Below are 16,539 nucleotides of genomic sequence, written 5' to 3' on the forward strand. Positions count from 1 at the left end.
AACTATAATCATGGCTAAAGTATTCATCAGTTATTCCTCTAAAGATGATCAATTTGTTAAAAGGCTCTCCACTGATTTACTGAAACACCAGGTACCGGTTTGGCTTGATGCTTACGAGCTTTCAATAGGCGATAGTTTACCAGACATTATCTTTCAAGGTATAGACGATTGCCCTTTTATCCTCGTTGTGTTCTCTGCCATTTACAAAAAATCACCATGGACTTCGAGGGAGTTTGAAGCCGTGCTTGAAAAGGAACAACGCGATAAGAAAAAATACCTTATTCCCGTAAGGATCGATGAGCATCCTTTGCCATCAGAAATTGAAGAAAGGATCAGGGTAAACTTAAGTGCCAATTACGATTCGGAGATGCGAAAACTGGTTCGCTTCTTCAAGTCGGAGCATATAAATATCTCTTCTATACCCATATCTGAAAGACAAATCGTATTTAATTTCAAAAGCCCGGTAGAGGTGGATGTTTTATTGTTAAAAAACTTATTGTTTGATCTGCACAAAAACCCGGAAAGTGAAATCGGCCGGAAACAACTCTTTTTTACAAACCTGGGCATGATTGATGAAGTGTTCGGGATTGCCCGGCAGCGAATGGATAAATGGACGGGGGATATAGCACTATCATTGCAATTTGAACGGCATAGCCTTAAAATAGAAAGCCTTATCGACGATATGCACCGGGGCATCCTGATTATCCTGAATCAATATAAAAACTATAACCATATTGAACTATTATCTACCAGTATCTTTTGGTTTTTAAAAGCCATCATGGGTTCAATTTATGCTTATATACTTATTTATACTGATCCGGAGGAAACCCTTCGTTTCGGTTTAAGGCGGGAAGACCTTGCTTTCTCGCCGTTTGGTTATGACGAAACGTTTAAAAAATTTTACTCGGTAAACGAACACGCCAGCCTCATTGTTTTTAATGATACCAATCATTTTGTTTTTTGGGCAGATAAGGCTTTATCTGAAGTTAGGGAGATCTCCAAATATGGTAAATTGCCATTTGCTGAAATGGTTTTTGGCGATTTGGTTTATAAATATTTTATCCCGCAAAATGTGTTTGTTTCGTTATTTAACGATAAGGTGCCTTTGATGAATTTATTTCAAAAATATATGATTAGTAATAATTAAACTTCGGTAATCAGTTACGCTATCCGCTTTCACAACAGCTTAAAGCATTTTTCTTACTCAATTAAAGCATTTTGTTTTAACACAATACCGAAGTTAGCACTCTCTCCCTTATCAAAAAGCCCTCAAACTAACCATTTGAGGGCGCTAAGAGTGTGAAAATTCTGTTTACTGCTCTTGCTTTAGTTTATTGGCATCAATAAGCAATATTTTGGCGCTGCGTTTTTCTGCAGCACGGGCCATGTGCTCGGTTCCGCCGGGGCCATCGCCGCCTCCCCCATCCCACAGCAGCAATAAGGTAAGCTGCTGCCCCCCATTTGCCAGGGCCGATTGGAGCAGCCATTGATTATTGCGTGTCCAGATACTATAATCTGGCATGGTACGGAGCCAGCGGGGTAATTCGGTGGTTTGCGCCAATACCGGATGCGGATGAGTAGCCAATAGCTTATCAAAGCGTTCAATCCAGGGCTTTCCGGCAAAAGCAACCGATTCTTTCAGGAACTGTTCGCGGGGCAAGGCCAGGTAAACAGCCGAGGGTATCTCTAATTCTACACAAATTTCATGAAACAGGATATCCCCTCCACAGGCACCTCCGGCAATTCCAAACAACTCCTCATCTTTGGCTAAGCTATTAATAACGCTTAAAACACAATCTTTAATCCTGTTTCGCGCATCCTGCTCGCTGCTTGCCGGGAACCTTGGTTTTGGCCGATCTGCTTTATCAATCATGTGGCCGGTGAACAACAAGTAGTGGCGACGCTTCGGCATGGGTGCTGATTGCGGATTAAGTATTGCCAGGGCTGCCTCTACGTTGGCTGTTTGCACATTAAGCATTCGGTAAAGCTTTAACTGCCGTACAATAGCGTCGATGTTCAGTTTCCCGGCCTCCTTGCGTACCTTATCATAACGGGCTGCAACCTTTTTGGGCTCTGTTGATAGCAAACAAAACAAATCAACATCAGCCACAAAAACCCAATGGTCTTTTTTTGCCAGGTCCTCCTGCTTTAATTTAGCAGCGTTAACTGATACCTGCACCGCTATCGACAATTGTTGTTTTTGCCGGTGATACTCCGCTAATTTACCGGCGGCGATTTCTGTGCTATCAAAGCCTTCCTCAAATACCTCCGGATAAGCTTCGGCCAGGCTAATCAATATCACCAGCATACCCAATGCGTTTAAACCCGAATAAAAATGATTCAGATCGGCCATAAAACCGGCGTAATACCAGTTGTATGATTCTATTAAATAGGGAGAACGTAAAGCTTCATGAAATAAGGCCTCGTCCGTTTTATCCTTCCATGATGACGTCCAACGTGTTTTTGCATTGCGTGCCCGTAAGGCCAAACTTTCGGCACGTGAATTTGGTGTTATGTTGTTATGTAGCAGGGTAATATCAATTGCCCTGTCAGATTTTCCTAAAAGGCCCAAGCCCTCCGCTTCATTCAAAGTTAATTCGCTTTCAGCCAATCGTTGATAAACGGTAGCCAAACGATCATTAGCGTTCAAATCCCGCGCTTTTTCCGAACGTATTTTTTCCCAAAGCACCCGCGACGCTTCAAATGATTTGTTTTGATACAAAATTTCGGCAATCAACCTCCAGGCTCTCAGGCACCAAACAAAATACCCGGCTTCATCGGCAAGCAAGGCAAGCAGGCCCAAATCTTTCTTAGCCTCAGCATCGCGTACCTCCTCCAAAAAATCGTCAGGAATGGAGATGTATTTCTCCGGATCCTGCGCTTCCAGGGCTGGTAATGTTTTAAAAACCGGGCTATCTGTTCTGTCAGATGCAAGAGTATCTTTTATTGCCCTCTTGAGGTCTTCAAGTGCTTTATCCGGCGACTCTTTTTTATAGGTTACATACCGGGGCCCTACAATATCAAAAGGGGTATCGTCAAAACCGCGGCATTTAATTAATATGGTATGTTGATTTCGCAACGCGTGCCGAATACCAAGCTCATAAAAAACATTGGCATTATAAATACTGATATCGGCAATCACCAAATCGGCCAGCAACAGTTCAGAAAACATATCTTCACGCACATCTCCGGCTTCAAACACCTCGGCAGTTGTACCGCCCTGCAGGCCTGCGGCTTCAGTGGCCGGCCGGATCAGTTGTTTCTCTACCTCATCAAAATCAAATTCGCTTTTTTTCGGAGCCTCTCCTTCAGCTGCTTTGCTATAAATAGTCTTTAGTCCAAACGGACGTACGATGAATACCTTTTTCATTTCAAAAAGTGTCTAAAATGATCCATATTTACCTGTGCTTTTCCGGCGGCTTTTCCTACCTCGCGCATATCATCCATCGCGTCTACACAATCCATCTGCTGTACTTTTTCGGCATCAATATCCGGCAGGCCTAACGCAGCCAAACCCCTATCGCTTAAATCAGCATTATAACGGATATAGCTGAAATGGCGGTTGGCATCATTATCCAAAGGCAGCACTTTACCATCTTTATCCATCGGTATCAGATCGCCCATTTCACGGTCAATCTGCGCTCCGTAAATACAACGGCCAACTGTGCGGCAATTAATATCCTGATCTACCGACATGGCATACATTAAATTTGTTGGCAAGCTACTTAGCGTATCCAAAAGGTTACTGTACCCCCCGGTTGAAACTGCTGCCCCGGTACCAACCGAAACAATCAGTAAATTTTTTTCGCCTGTTTTCCAGTTCAAACCATAGGGCTTTTGTGTGGCCATTCGGTATAAAAGAAATGCCGGATTATTATACGGTGTAACCCCGCCATCAACAAAAATAAAAGTCTTTTCAGGATCGTTTGGGTCCCATTGCAAAGTTTCGGGCCTGAAATAGGCCGGGGCTGCGGTACTGGCCCGCACCAGTTGATATAAAGGGATACGCAGGTTGCAATCAGACCGGCCGGAGTGGTTATACTTTGCATTGGGGTTATTGCTGATGGGCCAGGGCGAATCGGTACTGCGATTCATGGTTACCACCAGTAACAAAGATTTAAATTCGCCGCTTTTTAAATCGATGTCACCGCTACCGAAAGTGTTTTTTAATTCCTGTAGCAAATGGCCATCGTTATAAAAATACTTCACCTTTTTTAGCAGGAAGGCTTTATCAAACATGGCCTGCCCTTTTTTGGCATAAAAGTTTAACAGGGCCGACACCGACATCCCTCGCGCCAAACCTGTTGCTATAATTGCCCCCGTACTTGTGCCTCCTATATAATCAAAATAATCGCCCAGTAACAGGTTAGGGTTGTTAAGTTCGGCGCGGAGTTTATTTTCAAGCTCCAAAAGCATTTCGAGTGTGATTACTCCTCTGATGCCCCCGCCATCGAGGGATAAAATTTTGCGCGGGCGTTCGGTTTCGTAACGATGGGCAAGCGGGCCCCAGATATTTTGCGTTTCCATGATAAAAAGATAAGGTTTACTGATGAACGAATATAATGATAATTAATACCTTATATACTTAAAAAAATATTTAATCAGGTACTGTTTTTTAGAATAAAGCACCTTACGCAGGTAAAAAAAACGGACTGCCAAAGGGTGTGCTCACTTGTACAACTTGTATTCCATTTTATTTCAATGCCACCATCCTCCCAATAATTACATTCACATGAAATTAAAACATCAGATGTTTAATTAAACATCCTATATTTGCATTGTTTATTAATCAAACAATGGCCGAAAAACTAAGCAATAAAATCATCCGCCTGATAAAAGATGATATCACAGCCGGCAAATGGAAAGCCGACGAAAAGCTTCCCTCAGAATATGAGTTGATGCAACTGTACGCCGTGGGCCGCTCAAGTATCCGCGAAGCCGTAAAATCGCTGGCCGACGCGGGGGTGTTGCGGGTACAACAAGGTTCGGGCACTTTTATTAACCCGGTGGCCGAATCGGAAAGCATAGAACAACGCCTTAAACGCGCCGCCTTTGATGAGATTAACGGTGTACGCCGGATGCTTGAGCTGGAAATTGCCACGCTGGCATCCCAACATCGTTCGGCCAATCACCTCGAAGAAATAAAAACCAGGCTGGATGAACGTAAGGATGCCATACTGGCAAACGAGCGCGAAGCCTGTATCAACGCCGATATTGCTTTTCATTATGCCATAGCCAAAGCCTCGTTAAACGGGGTACTGGCTGATTTGTATCAAAACTTCACCCATATTATCCGCGATTTTTTTGAGAAACGCGAAAAACAGGGTATCAATCATTTTGCCATGAGCCATCACCTGCACGAGGCCCTTTACCAGGCCATTGCAAACGGCAATACCGAAGAGGCCCGGCAAATCACCATCCAAATTTTAAAAAACAATTATTAACGTCATGACTATCTTAACTTTCACCCTCATATTACTGGCCGGCGCCTACCTTGCCGGCCTGGTGGGTTCACTAACCGGCCTGGGCGGCGGCGTAGTTGTTATACCATTGCTCACGCTGGTATTTCATGTTGATATCCGGTATGCGATCGGCGCAGCCCTGCTGGCCTCTATCGCAAACTCGTCGGGCGCGGCCAGCGCTTATGTTAAGGAGGGGATTACCAATATCCGTCTTGGCATGTTTCTGGAAATTGCTACTACGGTGGGCGCTGTAGTTGGCGCAATGCTGGCGGTGTATACCCCAACCAATACCATAGCCATACTATTTGGTTGTATCCTGCTTTTTTCGGCCGCCATGACTTTGAGGAAAAAGAACCAGGTTGCGCTTACCGATGGCAGCCGAACCGCCGCTTTCCTGAAACTAAACGGCAACTATCCAACCCAGGCGGGCGTTGTTGAATATAAACTTAAAAACGTTGGCGCAGGCTTTTCTATCATGACGGTTGCCGGCATTTTATCAGGCTTGTTGGGCATTGGCTCGGGCGCGCTGAAAGTGCTGGCTATGGATTCGACCATGCATATCCCTTTTAAAGTAAGTACAACCACCAGTAACTTTATGATAGGCGTAACCGCTGCAGCAAGCGCCGTAGTGTACCTGCAGCGCGGCTACATGGATCCGGCTATTGCCTTCCCGGTAGTGCTGGGTGTACTGGGCGGTGCATTTACCGGTGCACGCCTGCTTAAAAAAATCGACCCGAAAGTATTACGCTACATTTTTTGCGCCGCCATTGTTTTTGTTGCTGCCGAGATGATGTACAACGGCATTCAGCATAAATTTTAAAACCAACAATCATGAACACTCCACATAAAACCAAAGGCATAGCCGACCGTGACATTGAACTGCTGGTGGGCCGCCTGTTACGCAGCGGCGTTATTACAGCCAGTTGTATTGTACTTATTGGCGGCATATATCTGCTGCTGCAAAACGGCTCATCGGCAATGCCATCCTACCACCATTTTGGCGGCGAAAACGCAAGTTATACCACCTTTCAGGGTATTTTATCAAGTGCCTGGCATCTCAATGCCAAAGGTATAGTGCAGCTTGGGATTGTGGTATTGATTGCAACGCCGGTATTGCGAATAGCGCTATCCTTATTTGGCTTTGCCTTAGAGAAAGACTGGCTTTATGTAATAATCACTACTATTGTATTGGCAGTGATGCTACTGAGCACTATTGGCGGGTTGAAAATTTGATGATGGTTGAAAAGCATTGAGCGATTGCAATAAAACCAACGCGGTATTTGTGGATTCAACGTATCATAACACGGTAAAACGTGTTTGGTTGCCATATGCCAGAATACCCCGATATTATTGCTTACTTTATCATCGGAATTACCTTAGTTTTATACAAAGTGAATGCCTTATCCTGAATGCTTTGTTTTTTGGGCGCAAAAATAGAGCCTTGTTATTATAAGTAAATTTTTATTCCCTAAACGCATGAAAGCACAAATCAAAGATATAGACGTTTACTTTGGCTGCAGCGCCATTTTAGGGGTTAAAAGCTGGAGCACAATTATCCGGTATCATCAATATCAGTTACATTTCGATTTTGATGAAAGCGAACTTTCCAACAATAATATCCTCAAACCAAAAATCGACCAAAAGCTGATGGTACATGTTGTTGAGCATGTATTAGAGCATATAAACGCTATAAAATTAAAAGCCACAGCGCTGTTTACAGAATTACATAGCCAGGTTTACGGCCCAAAATCATTATCTGATGATAAAGGATATTTTCAACCGGAAAATATTAAGTTAAAAAAAGTGTCGGATATCGGCGGTGACGGAGCGGGTCTGGTTCCGCATTTTGAATATGATGTTCATTATTGTTTAGAATCGGAAATTGATATTTTAATTGATGTATACTACACGTATCGTGCACGCTTCTCTAATTATAACGGCTTAACATTGATTGGTGCCTGGCGAACAGGATAATCGCATGCTTTTTAAAGCCATTGAGTGTTGATCATATTTCTTGTTTTTTCGACAATCTTCCCCTCTACATAAAAAACACATTAAACCTATGCCCATCCGGATCGGTAAATACAAATCCATAATATCCCTCGCCAAATGCTTCCGGGTTTGAAACAAGCGTACCACCCGCCGGCTCAACTTCTTTGGCCCAGGCATCAACCTCCTCCCGGCTCCGGGCCGATATGGTAAATATAATTTCATTACCGGTATTGGTATCGGCTATTTGCCCTTTCATGCCGGGTTCAAGCACTTCCTTTAAAAAGAAGTGAATAATAAAATCTTCTTCGCCAAAAAAGAAACTGGTAAGCTGCTCTGAAGCTCCGTTGTGTTTAAAGCCGAGCTGCTTATAAAAAGCGGTGGTGCGGTCTAAATTTTTAACGCCGAAATTTGCCCAGATTTTTTTTGGTTTCATAACTGTAGGTTTTGTTGGTTTAAATAGCTGTTATTTATTAACGATGTTATATAAGCGGCAGGGTAAACCACAAGGTGCTCCCCTTGCCCAACTCGCTGATCACCCCTATCCGGCCGCCGTGTTTGCGGATAATTTCGGCACAGATGTACAAGCCCAGGCCAATGCCCGATACCTGGATGTTGTGCTCGGCCCGGTAATAGCGATCAAAAATATGCTTTTGTTTTTCGGCGGGGATGCCGGGGCCAAAATCGGTTACCGAAATTTTTACGGCGTCGGTTTCTCTGCGCACATCAATAATGATATCTTTTGAATCGGGGGCATATTTAACCGCATTATTCACAAGGTTAACAATTACCTGGTCAATCAGTTGCTCATCGGCCATAATTTCCAGTTGCAAATCGCCCTCAAGCCTAACCGTATGCGTTCCGGTTGTACGAACGTGCTGGCAGCAATCACTTATCAAATCGGCAAGTATAAATGTTGTTTTATGAATCTGGAACTGGCCCTGGCTTACCTTGTTTGTATTTAGGAGTACGTTAACCAAATCGCTCAGTTTATCCATGCTGCGGTTGGCCTGCTGCACCATTTTGGCCTGCATGCCGGCATCGGCGGGGATAAGCCTGCTTAATATTTGCAGCGAGGCTTTAAGGGAAGTGAGCGGCGTTTTAAGTTCATGACTGGCAACACTTATAAAATCGTCCTTTTCGCGCAGTGTTTTAATGCGGTTGGTAACATCGGTAAAAGTAACAATGCAACCCGATACCTGTTCATGGGCATCAATAAGCGGAGCCGCATTTACAGATATAAAAATCTTTTCACGATCAGGGAAAACAACGCCGATCTCCTGGTCATAAATGGCCATACCGGTTTGCAGTACAACTTGCATCGGGTGATTCTCTATCGGTAATAGCGACCCGTCGAGCCGTTCGTTTTGCCATTTGGTGTCGTTGTACGCCCGGTCTAAAAACTGGGTCTCGCTTAAACCCATAATCTTTTGGGCCATGGGGTTGGCATAGATAGGCCGGCCGCTGTGGTCAACAATTACTACCCCTTCGGCCATGGTATCCAATATACCCTGCAGCCGTCGTTCATTAGCACGCAAATTTTCTTCGAGCGTAGTTTTCTCTGCAATAATAGCTTCAAGATTCATCCGTGCAAGTACCTGGTCGGTTACCTCCACCGCTAAATCCATCACGCCAACCACAACGCCATTATCCAGCAGCGGGCGGTAGCAGAAATTGAAGTAACGGATTTCTGTAACGCCATGGTGCATCATTTTAACCGGAACATCATACCCGTTTGAACCCTTGCCGGTACGGTAAACCTCAAAAATTAATGCAACAGCGGGCTCTCCCCTAAGTTCGGGCATACTATCCAATATTGGCCGGCCAACAATAGAGGCATCCTTATGTAAAATCTCCAGCATGGGCGGGTTTGCCAGCTCGATCACCAATTCGGGGCCACGAAATACAAGGATAGCCACCGGTGCCTGGGCAACAAGCCGCCTAAAATCCATTTCCGACTCTAACAAACGCGTATTAAGTCGCGAGATGTTTTCGTTGGATGCGTTAAGATCCCTGTTAATCGCCGAGAGGTCATCGTTTGCCCTTTGGATCCTGTCACTACTTGCCGATAGTTCATCCATCAACTCCTGTTCGCGGATATGTTTTATGCCGAGTTGTTCGCGGGCGTGTTTTCTGTCGCTAACGTCGGCAGCGGTATGCAATATAGCTATCGTATCTCCCACGAGGTTTTTGATAGCGCAATACTCAAAATCAAAAAATGAGGTTTTCTGCTCGCCGTCAATCACCAGGGTTGCGGGCATTTCTGTAGCCTTGTAGGTTTCACCTGTTTTCCAAACGGTTTTTAGCAGGCCGCCAAAGGGCTGTCCGGCTATTTCCGGTATTGCCTCTTCAAAGGTTTTTCCAACCACACTGATGTTCTTACCCCAAATAGTAAGCATGGCATCGTTCGCAAACCTGATGCGCAGGTTTTCATCGTCATAAACCGCAGTAGCGTCTTTTGACCGGGATAAGATCTGTAACAGGCCGTGGTCGGTTATCATCACTGGTTAACACCCGATGATGGGGTTTTGTTGGTAAAAAGAAAAAGGATTTTATTTTCCAGTTGATGTTGTTCCCGGTTATCAATCAGATAAAACTGCTTTGGGCTATCTTTCAAACTTATCAAATATATACTTGTCGCCGTCGGTGCCCAGGTACATGTTTTTTGTTGTTATTGTATGGGTTATAACGGTGCATGCTTTTACATCAAATAAAAGTCTGCCGTAAAGCGCCGTATCGCCAAGGGTACGAAAGTAAAAAGTAAAAGCCTGTGTTTTATTCAAAATATTTGCATCATTATCAGTGGTACCTACATAAAGCCGCGGAACCTGGGCAGTGGCATTGGGAGCAATATTTATACTATACTTACGGGGACTGGCATTTACATTGGGGGCAACAATAGCATATAGTAGCAATTGATATCCTGTATGATTTACAAAGGCGTAAGTGCCAAAGTACTCGCTTCGGGCATTAGGATAATCGCGGCAATTCTGAAGCTCTGTCTCTGTATCAGGAGCCGAATACCGGTCTATTGCATCCTGGTTTTCTGATGCCTTGTGCGCAGCATCTTCATACTGCTTTATTTTTGTACTGAAGTTTTTATTTTGTTGTTGAAGGGTAGATTTTTCTTCTTTAAAAAGGTATTGATTCAGATAGCTCAACCCCAAAAACAAAACGTTTAACAGGATAAATAAGTAGCCCCATTTATTCAACCGTTTTTTGCCGGACGCAGTTTCATTCTTCATCGAAACCAGGGCGGCCATAATAGCAAGCAGTATTCCCAAAAAGGTTATTACCGAAATTAAAATATCGTGCTGGCTTAATTTCATGACAGGAGTTTATAAATGATGATTTTACTAAAAAAGCCCGGCGATTCTTTACCCAGATTAATGAACCCGGACCGGCAATCCCGATTCCGATGCTGGATCGATTTGCTATAGCGGTTTAAAATAAAATACGTTAGGCTATTCATTGCGAATGGTTTAAGTTGCTTAAATATAGCTTACGGGATGTAAATGCGCAACCGGAATTTTAGATTAAGTTAAAAAAAAAGCCTTCAGACAAATAGTCCGAAGGCCTCCATATTTCACCCTTAGGTTTACACAAACAAATATTTCTTCAATTCGGCACCCGCCTGTAAAATGTGCGATTTAACCGATGGCACATCCGCCAAAGCATTCAGTAAACCAAAATCATGGATCATGCCGTTGAAGCGGACGGTAGTAACCGTTACGCCGGCTTCGTTCAGTTTGCGACCATAGGCTTCACCCTGATCGCGCAGGATATCGTTTTCGGCAACCTGAATCAATGCCGGTGGCAAACCTTTCAATTCATCTAAAGTGGCGTTAAGCGGCGATACCAGCTTATAAGCGCGCTCGGTTGGATTAGTGGTGTATTGATCAAACATCCATTTCATAAGCGAGGCGGTTAAAAAGCGGTCTTCACCAAACAGCTTATACGATTCCCAATCGAAACGGGCATCAGTAACCGGCCATAACATGACCTGTAAACTAATTTTCGGACCATTTTTTTCTTTCGCCTGCAGGGCGGTTACGGCTGTCATATTGCCGCCAACGCTGTTACCAACAACCGCAAGGCGGCTGCCATCTACGTTGATTTCCTTACCGTTTTCGGAAACCCATTTAGTGGCAGCATAAATCTGGTTAATGGCTACGGGATATTGCGCCTCGGGCGATGGGGTATAGTTAACAAATACCGCGACAGCGCCTGATGCTACCACCAAATCGCGCACCAAACGCTCGTGTGTAGGGTAATCGCCTAAAATCCAGCCGCCGCCGTGAATAAAAATGAAAACCGGCAATGTTTCCTTCACGCCTTCGGGGCGAACAATGTTCAATTTGATCTCTTCGCCGTTAACAGTAATCGTTTTTTCAGAAAATTCTACCCCCGACAGATCAACTTTAACCGAGGCCTGGGCGTCAACCAAAACCTTCCTCGCCGCTTCTTTCGACAGGGTTTCCAACGGTACGCCGCCCGAGTTTAAAACTTTTAAAAATTCTTTAACCTGGCGATCAATGTGGGTGTCTTCGGCGTAATTAACAACTACGGTTTCGGCAGTGCTTGTGTTTTCCATGATGTTTTACTTTTATGATGTATGATTTGTTTTGTTGATGTAAAGCTACCCTTAAAGAGAGCATCCCGGTTTTTAAAATCGTTGAAAAGGCATTTCGCATCGTTGAAATATGCCGGTGCAAGCGTTAGGGGGTAACTGTTCCGTTTTGTACAATTTATCATAAACCAGGCGCAGTAGTTTTGGCTTATCATAAAATCTTCATGAAAATGAAAAAAAACCTCACAGCAACTGCAGCTGCTTTAGCCCTTGTTTTAAGCATGACTATTAGCAACACCCAGGCCCAAACCAGCCCGCTTAACGAAGCAAAAAAGGCGATAGCTGCAAGCAACGCCATCTATTTTACAGCCTTTGCAAAAAACAATCCATCGGTATTTGTTGACTGTTATGCTGATGATTGTATGATTATGGCTCCTAACATGCCCGCACTTAAAGGCAGCAAAGGCGCTATGCAATTTTTTAAAACAGCCTACCAAAAAATAGGTTTGTGCGGCGGCAAATTCATCACCACCAATGTATATGGTGCCGGTACCGGCTATGTGGTTGAAGAAGGTACCTGGCTGTCGCTGGATAAAAACCACCGGCAGTTTGATAACGGCAAATTCCTGGTGCTTTGGAAAAAGACTGCCAAAGGCTGGAAAATGTTTCGCGATTCGTTTAGCAGCGATCATTAATAAATAGCTTAAATTTACTTTATGGATTTTCAGCAGTTTTTGCCATCGGAGTTATTAAAGCCTTATGTAAGGCATTACTACCTCTTTCAATCGGATGCTGATACCGAATTTTCCGATACCGTTTTCCCGAGCGGCGATATGGAAATGATTTTTAACCTGGGTGGTGGCACCTGGGAAGCGGCCGAAGGCGATAGCTATTACCGCACACCCCCGGTTGAGCTTTGGGGCCAGATTACCCGGCCGCTGCCCATCAAATCAAAAGGCAAGCACACCATGCTGGGTGTTAAATTTTTCACCCACTCGGCTGCCTGTTTCCTGAATGAGGAAATGACCATTTTTAATGATCATGTTTATGATCTGTATGAGATTATGGGCAAACCCATTAAAACGCTGCACCAACAATTGCTCGAGACCAAGGAAACCGCAGCGCGGATTAAACTTATCGAAAACTTCCTGTTAAAAATGCTGGCCCGGAACGAGCGGAAGATTTTTAAAATAGACAAGGTTGGCGATATGCTCAGCACTATCAAAACCAGCACTGCCGAAAACAGCCTGAGCCTGGTAGCCTCGCAGCACAATGTAACGCCCCGTTACCTGCATAAGCTTGTTAACCAATATACCGGGCTTTCGCCAACAGCTTATCATAAAATCAACCGTTTTCAGCACAGCCTTAAACTCATCTCGAAAGGGAGCCAGTCGCTCACTGCTATTGCTTACAGCAGCGGGTATTTTGATCAGTCGCATTTTATTCGTGATTTTAAATCGTTTACCGGTATTACACCATCGGCCTACCTGGATAACGTTACGCCCGTAAACCAGCTTTTAATGCAATAAATACAACTGTTCCTTTTTGTACAATTCTGAGGTTTTTGATTGCGGTAATTTTGATTCAACATAATTACCAAACACCAAAAACATCGTTGTATGAATCAGTTCGAAAAATTTAAACAGCTACATCAGCAGTCCTCTCCCCTGTTATTAGGCAATATCTGGGATGTACAAAGCGCTAAAATATTTGAAGCCGCCGGCTACCAGGCCGTTGGTACCTCAAGCCAGGCAGTAGCCATAGCCAACGGTTATGACGATGGCGAGCAGTTCCCCTTTGATATTTTAGTTTCGCTGGCAAAACGGGTGGTTGAAACGGTTAACATCCCGTTTTCTACCGATATTGAAGGGGGCTATTCCCGTAATGTAAACGACATTATTACCAATATTGAAAAACTGGCCGACGTAGGCGTTGCCGGCATCAATATCGAAGATACCGTTGCCGGTTCAGCACGCACACTTCAACCGGCGGATGATTTTGCGAAAACCATTTCGGCCATTGCCAATCACCTTAGCCGCAACAATATTAAGTTGTTTCTAAATATTCGCACAGACGGCTTTTTGCTTGGCCTGCCCAACGCGCTTGATGAAACGCTGGGTCGCATCAAACATTATGAAAACGCCGGGGCTTCCGGAATTTTTACGCCCTGCATAACTACCCCGGCTGATATAACTGCAGCTGTAAACGCTACTACTTTGCCTGTTAACGTAATGTGCATGCCGCAACTCCCCGGCTTTGATGAGCTGGCTAACCTGGGCGTAAAAAGGATTAGCATGGGTGGCTTTCTTTTCAGCAAGCTTTATGAAGATGCCGGGAAAGCAGCCACACAAATTTTTAACGATAAGGGCTTCGGTTCTCTGTTTTCCTGATTAAACCGGCATTTACAGAGTCGTGATTATACCTCTCTACATTCAAAAAAATCATCCAAAACAAAAAAAATAAAAATGAACTTACCAAAAACAGCACAGGAAGCACACGCAAGTTTAGCGGCGGCATTTAACACTAAAAACCTGCAAACCGTATTAAGTATGTATGATACCGAAGGGATCATGTTTCCCGAACCGGAAAAAACAGTAAGCGGTAAAGCCGGATGGACCGAAGCTATAACCGGAATATTAGCCATTCCCGGCACCATGCAAATTAAAACCGTTTATTGTGTGCAAACCGGTGATGTTGCCCTTGGCCGATCTGAATGGAGTATTACCGATGGTGGTGAGGTTAAAGTTGCCGCTAAAGGCATCGAAGTAATGAAACAACAAGCGGATGGTGGTTGGAAAATTATTATTGACCATGCCTTTGGGGCCGAGAGTGTACTTAAAGCTCATTGAAGCATCATTTTAATAGCAGACCGAATTTACCTTTCGGTCTGCTTATCAAGCTTACTTAAAAATGCTTCGGCATTTTGCAGGTGAGTCTTTTGCTTTTCGGCAGGCATTTTATCAAACGTTTTCACTAACATCCCCAAACGCGGGTTTTGCAGAAAAAAATTGCGGTGAACATGCATAAAACGCCAGAACAAGCCATCCCACACATCCTGCCACGAGCCTTTTTTCCAGTCACCCATTTTCAGCAGGTAATTACTGCCGCTGATGTAGGGTTTAGTCATCATGAGGCCGCCATCGGCAAATTGGGTCATGCCGTAGGTATTAGGCACCATAACCCAATCATAGCTATCTACATACATTTCCATAAACCAACGGTACACGTCATCTGGGTTAAACTCGCACAGTAAAAAGAAATTGCCCATCACCATCAGGCGCTCAATATGGTGGGTGTACCCTGTAGCCAATACTTTTTTTATTACCACGTCAACCGGGTGGATACCGGTATCGCCTTTCCAAAACGAGGTAGGGATCCGGCGTTTAAAGCCCCAATAATTTTTAGTGCGCTGTTTTACCCCTTCACGCTCATAAACAATATGAATAAACTCGCGCCAGCCCATTACCTGCCTTATAAAACCTTCTAATGAGTTTAGTGGAATATCTGCATCGGCAGTTATATCTAACGCACTGTTAATTATTTGCTGCGGATTTAACAGACCTATATTAAGCATGGGTGTTAATACCGAATGATATAAAAAACTTTCGTTTGCCACCATGGCGTCTTCGTAAACACCAAAATTTTGAAGGCGTTGCTTCAAAAAGCTATCCAACCATTGTTCGGCTTCGTGGTGTGTTGTTGGATAAAAGCCGCCCAGGTTACCAAAGGGCGATGATGTATTACCGTAGTTATTGGCGAAATTTTTATCTACATAATGCCGGGCTTCCTTCACGTAACCGTTTTCTACTGGCACATCCAGCAAGGGCACTATGTCGTTTTTTGGAAACTTTAACCTGTTCTCGGCATCATAAGTCCACTTGCCGCCAATAGGTTTCCCGTCCGGCTCCAACAGGATGTTACGCTGCTTACGCTGATGGGTATAGAAATCCGTTTGGAAGTAGGTTTTCTTTTCATCGAAAAAATCTGCCACATCCTCCGGGCTGTTAAGAAAATTGGGACTTTTATATTTAGAAAGTGCTATATCGTGTTTAGCGCAGGCGCTGTTAAGCCGTGTTTCAAGCCAGTTATCCGCGGTATCAACATAATAAATATGTTTAAAGCCCTGCTTAGCCAGGGCGATTATAAGTTTTCGGATATCAGCAAGCTCATCATGAGCTTCAATATATTTTACATCGATATTTTTTGCTGATAACGCGCCGGCATAAAATTTCATCGATGCCCTGTGTAATACCAGCTTCTTTTTATTGAAGTTGTATTGATTGAAAAAAAGGCTTTCCTCAACCAGGTAAACCTGCCTCGATTGCTTTATTTGTGGATGTTGCTTAAATAACTGGTGAGGAAATATAAGTGTAGCACTGTTGTAATCCATTTATTAACAAGTTGTACGGGTAAAATATGTTTTACCACAATGTAATGAATGAGGACGCCGCTAACTGATGATTTTAGATCTTTATTTTGCGGGAGCGATAACCTTAAGCCTGCCTTATTGGCCTGTAG

The 16,539-nt window shown here is 44.0% G+C and carries 16 protein-coding genes; 9 read left to right on the top strand and 7 right to left on the bottom strand.

The annotated features are described in order from the left end of the window. Window positions 1–10: 10 nt before the first annotated feature. Window positions 11–1,147 carry a toll/interleukin-1 receptor domain-containing protein gene (locus HYN43_RS23755; RefSeq protein WP_119406395.1) on the top strand — a complete coding sequence of 379 codons (1,137 nt, stop codon included), beginning with the start codon at window positions 11–13 and terminating at the stop codon, window positions 1,145–1,147. A gap of 165 nt (window positions 1,148–1,312) precedes the next feature. Here HYN43_RS23755 and HYN43_RS23760 read toward each other — a convergent pair whose 3' ends face one another. Then, the gene (locus HYN43_RS23760) at window positions 1,313–3,370 is read right to left on the bottom strand and encodes a tetratricopeptide repeat-containing protein (RefSeq protein ID WP_119406396.1); all 2,058 of its coding nucleotides are present in this window, start codon (window positions 3,368–3,370) and stop codon (window positions 1,313–1,315) included. Beyond that, complete coding sequence (locus HYN43_RS23765) at window positions 3,367–4,527, bottom strand: patatin-like phospholipase family protein (protein WP_119406397.1); 1,161 nt, start codon at window positions 4,525–4,527, stop codon at window positions 3,367–3,369. Before HYN43_RS23765 ends, HYN43_RS23760 begins: the two co-directional genes overlap by 4 nt. Window positions 4,528–4,796: 269 nt before the next feature. Between HYN43_RS23765 and HYN43_RS23770 the strand changes: the two genes are divergently transcribed. From HYN43_RS23770 to HYN43_RS23785, 4 genes are all read left to right on the top strand, one after another. Further along, window positions 4,797–5,444 (top strand): FadR/GntR family transcriptional regulator, encoded by a 648-nt coding sequence (locus tag HYN43_RS23770; RefSeq protein WP_119406398.1) that lies wholly within the window; start codon window positions 4,797–4,799, stop codon window positions 5,442–5,444. 4 nt (window positions 5,445–5,448) lie between these two features. Continuing rightward, the gene (locus tag HYN43_RS23775) at window positions 5,449–6,282 is read left to right on the top strand and encodes a sulfite exporter TauE/SafE family protein (RefSeq protein ID WP_119406399.1); all 834 of its coding nucleotides are present in this window, start codon (window positions 5,449–5,451) and stop codon (window positions 6,280–6,282) included. Between the two features lie 11 nt (window positions 6,283–6,293). Beyond that, window positions 6,294–6,695 (top strand): DUF1634 domain-containing protein, encoded by a 402-nt coding sequence (locus HYN43_RS23780; RefSeq protein WP_119406400.1) that lies wholly within the window; start codon window positions 6,294–6,296, stop codon window positions 6,693–6,695. Window positions 6,696–6,938: 243 nt separating this feature from the next. Continuing rightward, window positions 6,939–7,436: a hypothetical protein gene (locus HYN43_RS23785; RefSeq protein WP_119406401.1), complete on the top strand. Its 498-nt coding sequence runs from the start codon at window positions 6,939–6,941 to the stop codon at window positions 7,434–7,436. A 64-nt stretch (window positions 7,437–7,500) separates the two neighbouring features. Here HYN43_RS23785 and HYN43_RS23790 read toward each other — a convergent pair whose 3' ends face one another. The 4 genes from HYN43_RS23790 to HYN43_RS23805 form a co-directional block, all read right to left on the bottom strand. After that, window positions 7,501–7,887: a VOC family protein gene (locus HYN43_RS23790; protein WP_119406402.1), complete on the bottom strand. Its 387-nt coding sequence runs from the start codon at window positions 7,885–7,887 to the stop codon at window positions 7,501–7,503. A 46-nt stretch (window positions 7,888–7,933) separates the two neighbouring features. Further along, a complete protein-coding gene (locus HYN43_RS23795; RefSeq protein WP_119406403.1) occupies window positions 7,934–9,952 on the bottom strand; it encodes a sensor histidine kinase in 2,019 nt (672 codons plus the stop codon). 105 nt (window positions 9,953–10,057) lie between these two features. Beyond that, on the bottom strand, window positions 10,058–10,780 hold the full coding sequence (locus HYN43_RS23800; protein ID WP_119406404.1) for a hypothetical protein: 723 nt from the start codon (window positions 10,778–10,780) through the stop codon (window positions 10,058–10,060). Between the two features lie 269 nt (window positions 10,781–11,049). Continuing rightward, window positions 11,050–12,045, bottom strand: a complete 996-nt coding sequence (locus HYN43_RS23805) for an alpha/beta hydrolase (protein WP_119406405.1) — start codon at window positions 12,043–12,045, stop codon at window positions 11,050–11,052. A gap of 206 nt (window positions 12,046–12,251) precedes the next feature. Here HYN43_RS23805 and HYN43_RS23815 point away from each other — a divergent pair, with 206 nt between their 5' ends. The 4 genes from HYN43_RS23815 (at window position 12,252) to HYN43_RS23830 (ending at window position 14,870) form a co-directional block, all read left to right on the top strand. After that, window positions 12,252–12,716 (top strand): YybH family protein, encoded by a 465-nt coding sequence (locus HYN43_RS23815; protein ID WP_119409100.1) that lies wholly within the window; start codon window positions 12,252–12,254, stop codon window positions 12,714–12,716. A gap of 21 nt (window positions 12,717–12,737) precedes the next feature. Next, complete coding sequence (locus HYN43_RS23820) at window positions 12,738–13,550, top strand: helix-turn-helix transcriptional regulator (RefSeq protein ID WP_119406407.1); 813 nt, start codon at window positions 12,738–12,740, stop codon at window positions 13,548–13,550. A 90-nt stretch (window positions 13,551–13,640) separates the two neighbouring features. Continuing rightward, window positions 13,641–14,411, top strand: a complete 771-nt coding sequence (locus tag HYN43_RS23825; protein WP_119406408.1) for an isocitrate lyase/PEP mutase family protein — start codon at window positions 13,641–13,643, stop codon at window positions 14,409–14,411. Window positions 14,412–14,486: 75 nt separating this feature from the next. Then, a complete protein-coding gene (locus tag HYN43_RS23830; RefSeq protein WP_119406409.1) occupies window positions 14,487–14,870 on the top strand; it encodes a YybH family protein in 384 nt (127 codons plus the stop codon). Between the two features lie 26 nt (window positions 14,871–14,896). Here HYN43_RS23830 and HYN43_RS23835 read toward each other — a convergent pair whose 3' ends face one another. Next, entirely contained in the window at window positions 14,897–16,411 is a 1,515-nt protein-coding gene (locus HYN43_RS23835; protein WP_119406410.1) for a cryptochrome/photolyase family protein, read from the bottom strand. Window positions 16,412–16,539 lie beyond the last annotated feature (128 nt).

This window comes from Mucilaginibacter celer, assembly GCF_003576455.2.
In the GTDB taxonomy this organism is placed as follows: Bacteria; Bacteroidota; Bacteroidia; order Sphingobacteriales; family Sphingobacteriaceae; genus Mucilaginibacter; species Mucilaginibacter celer.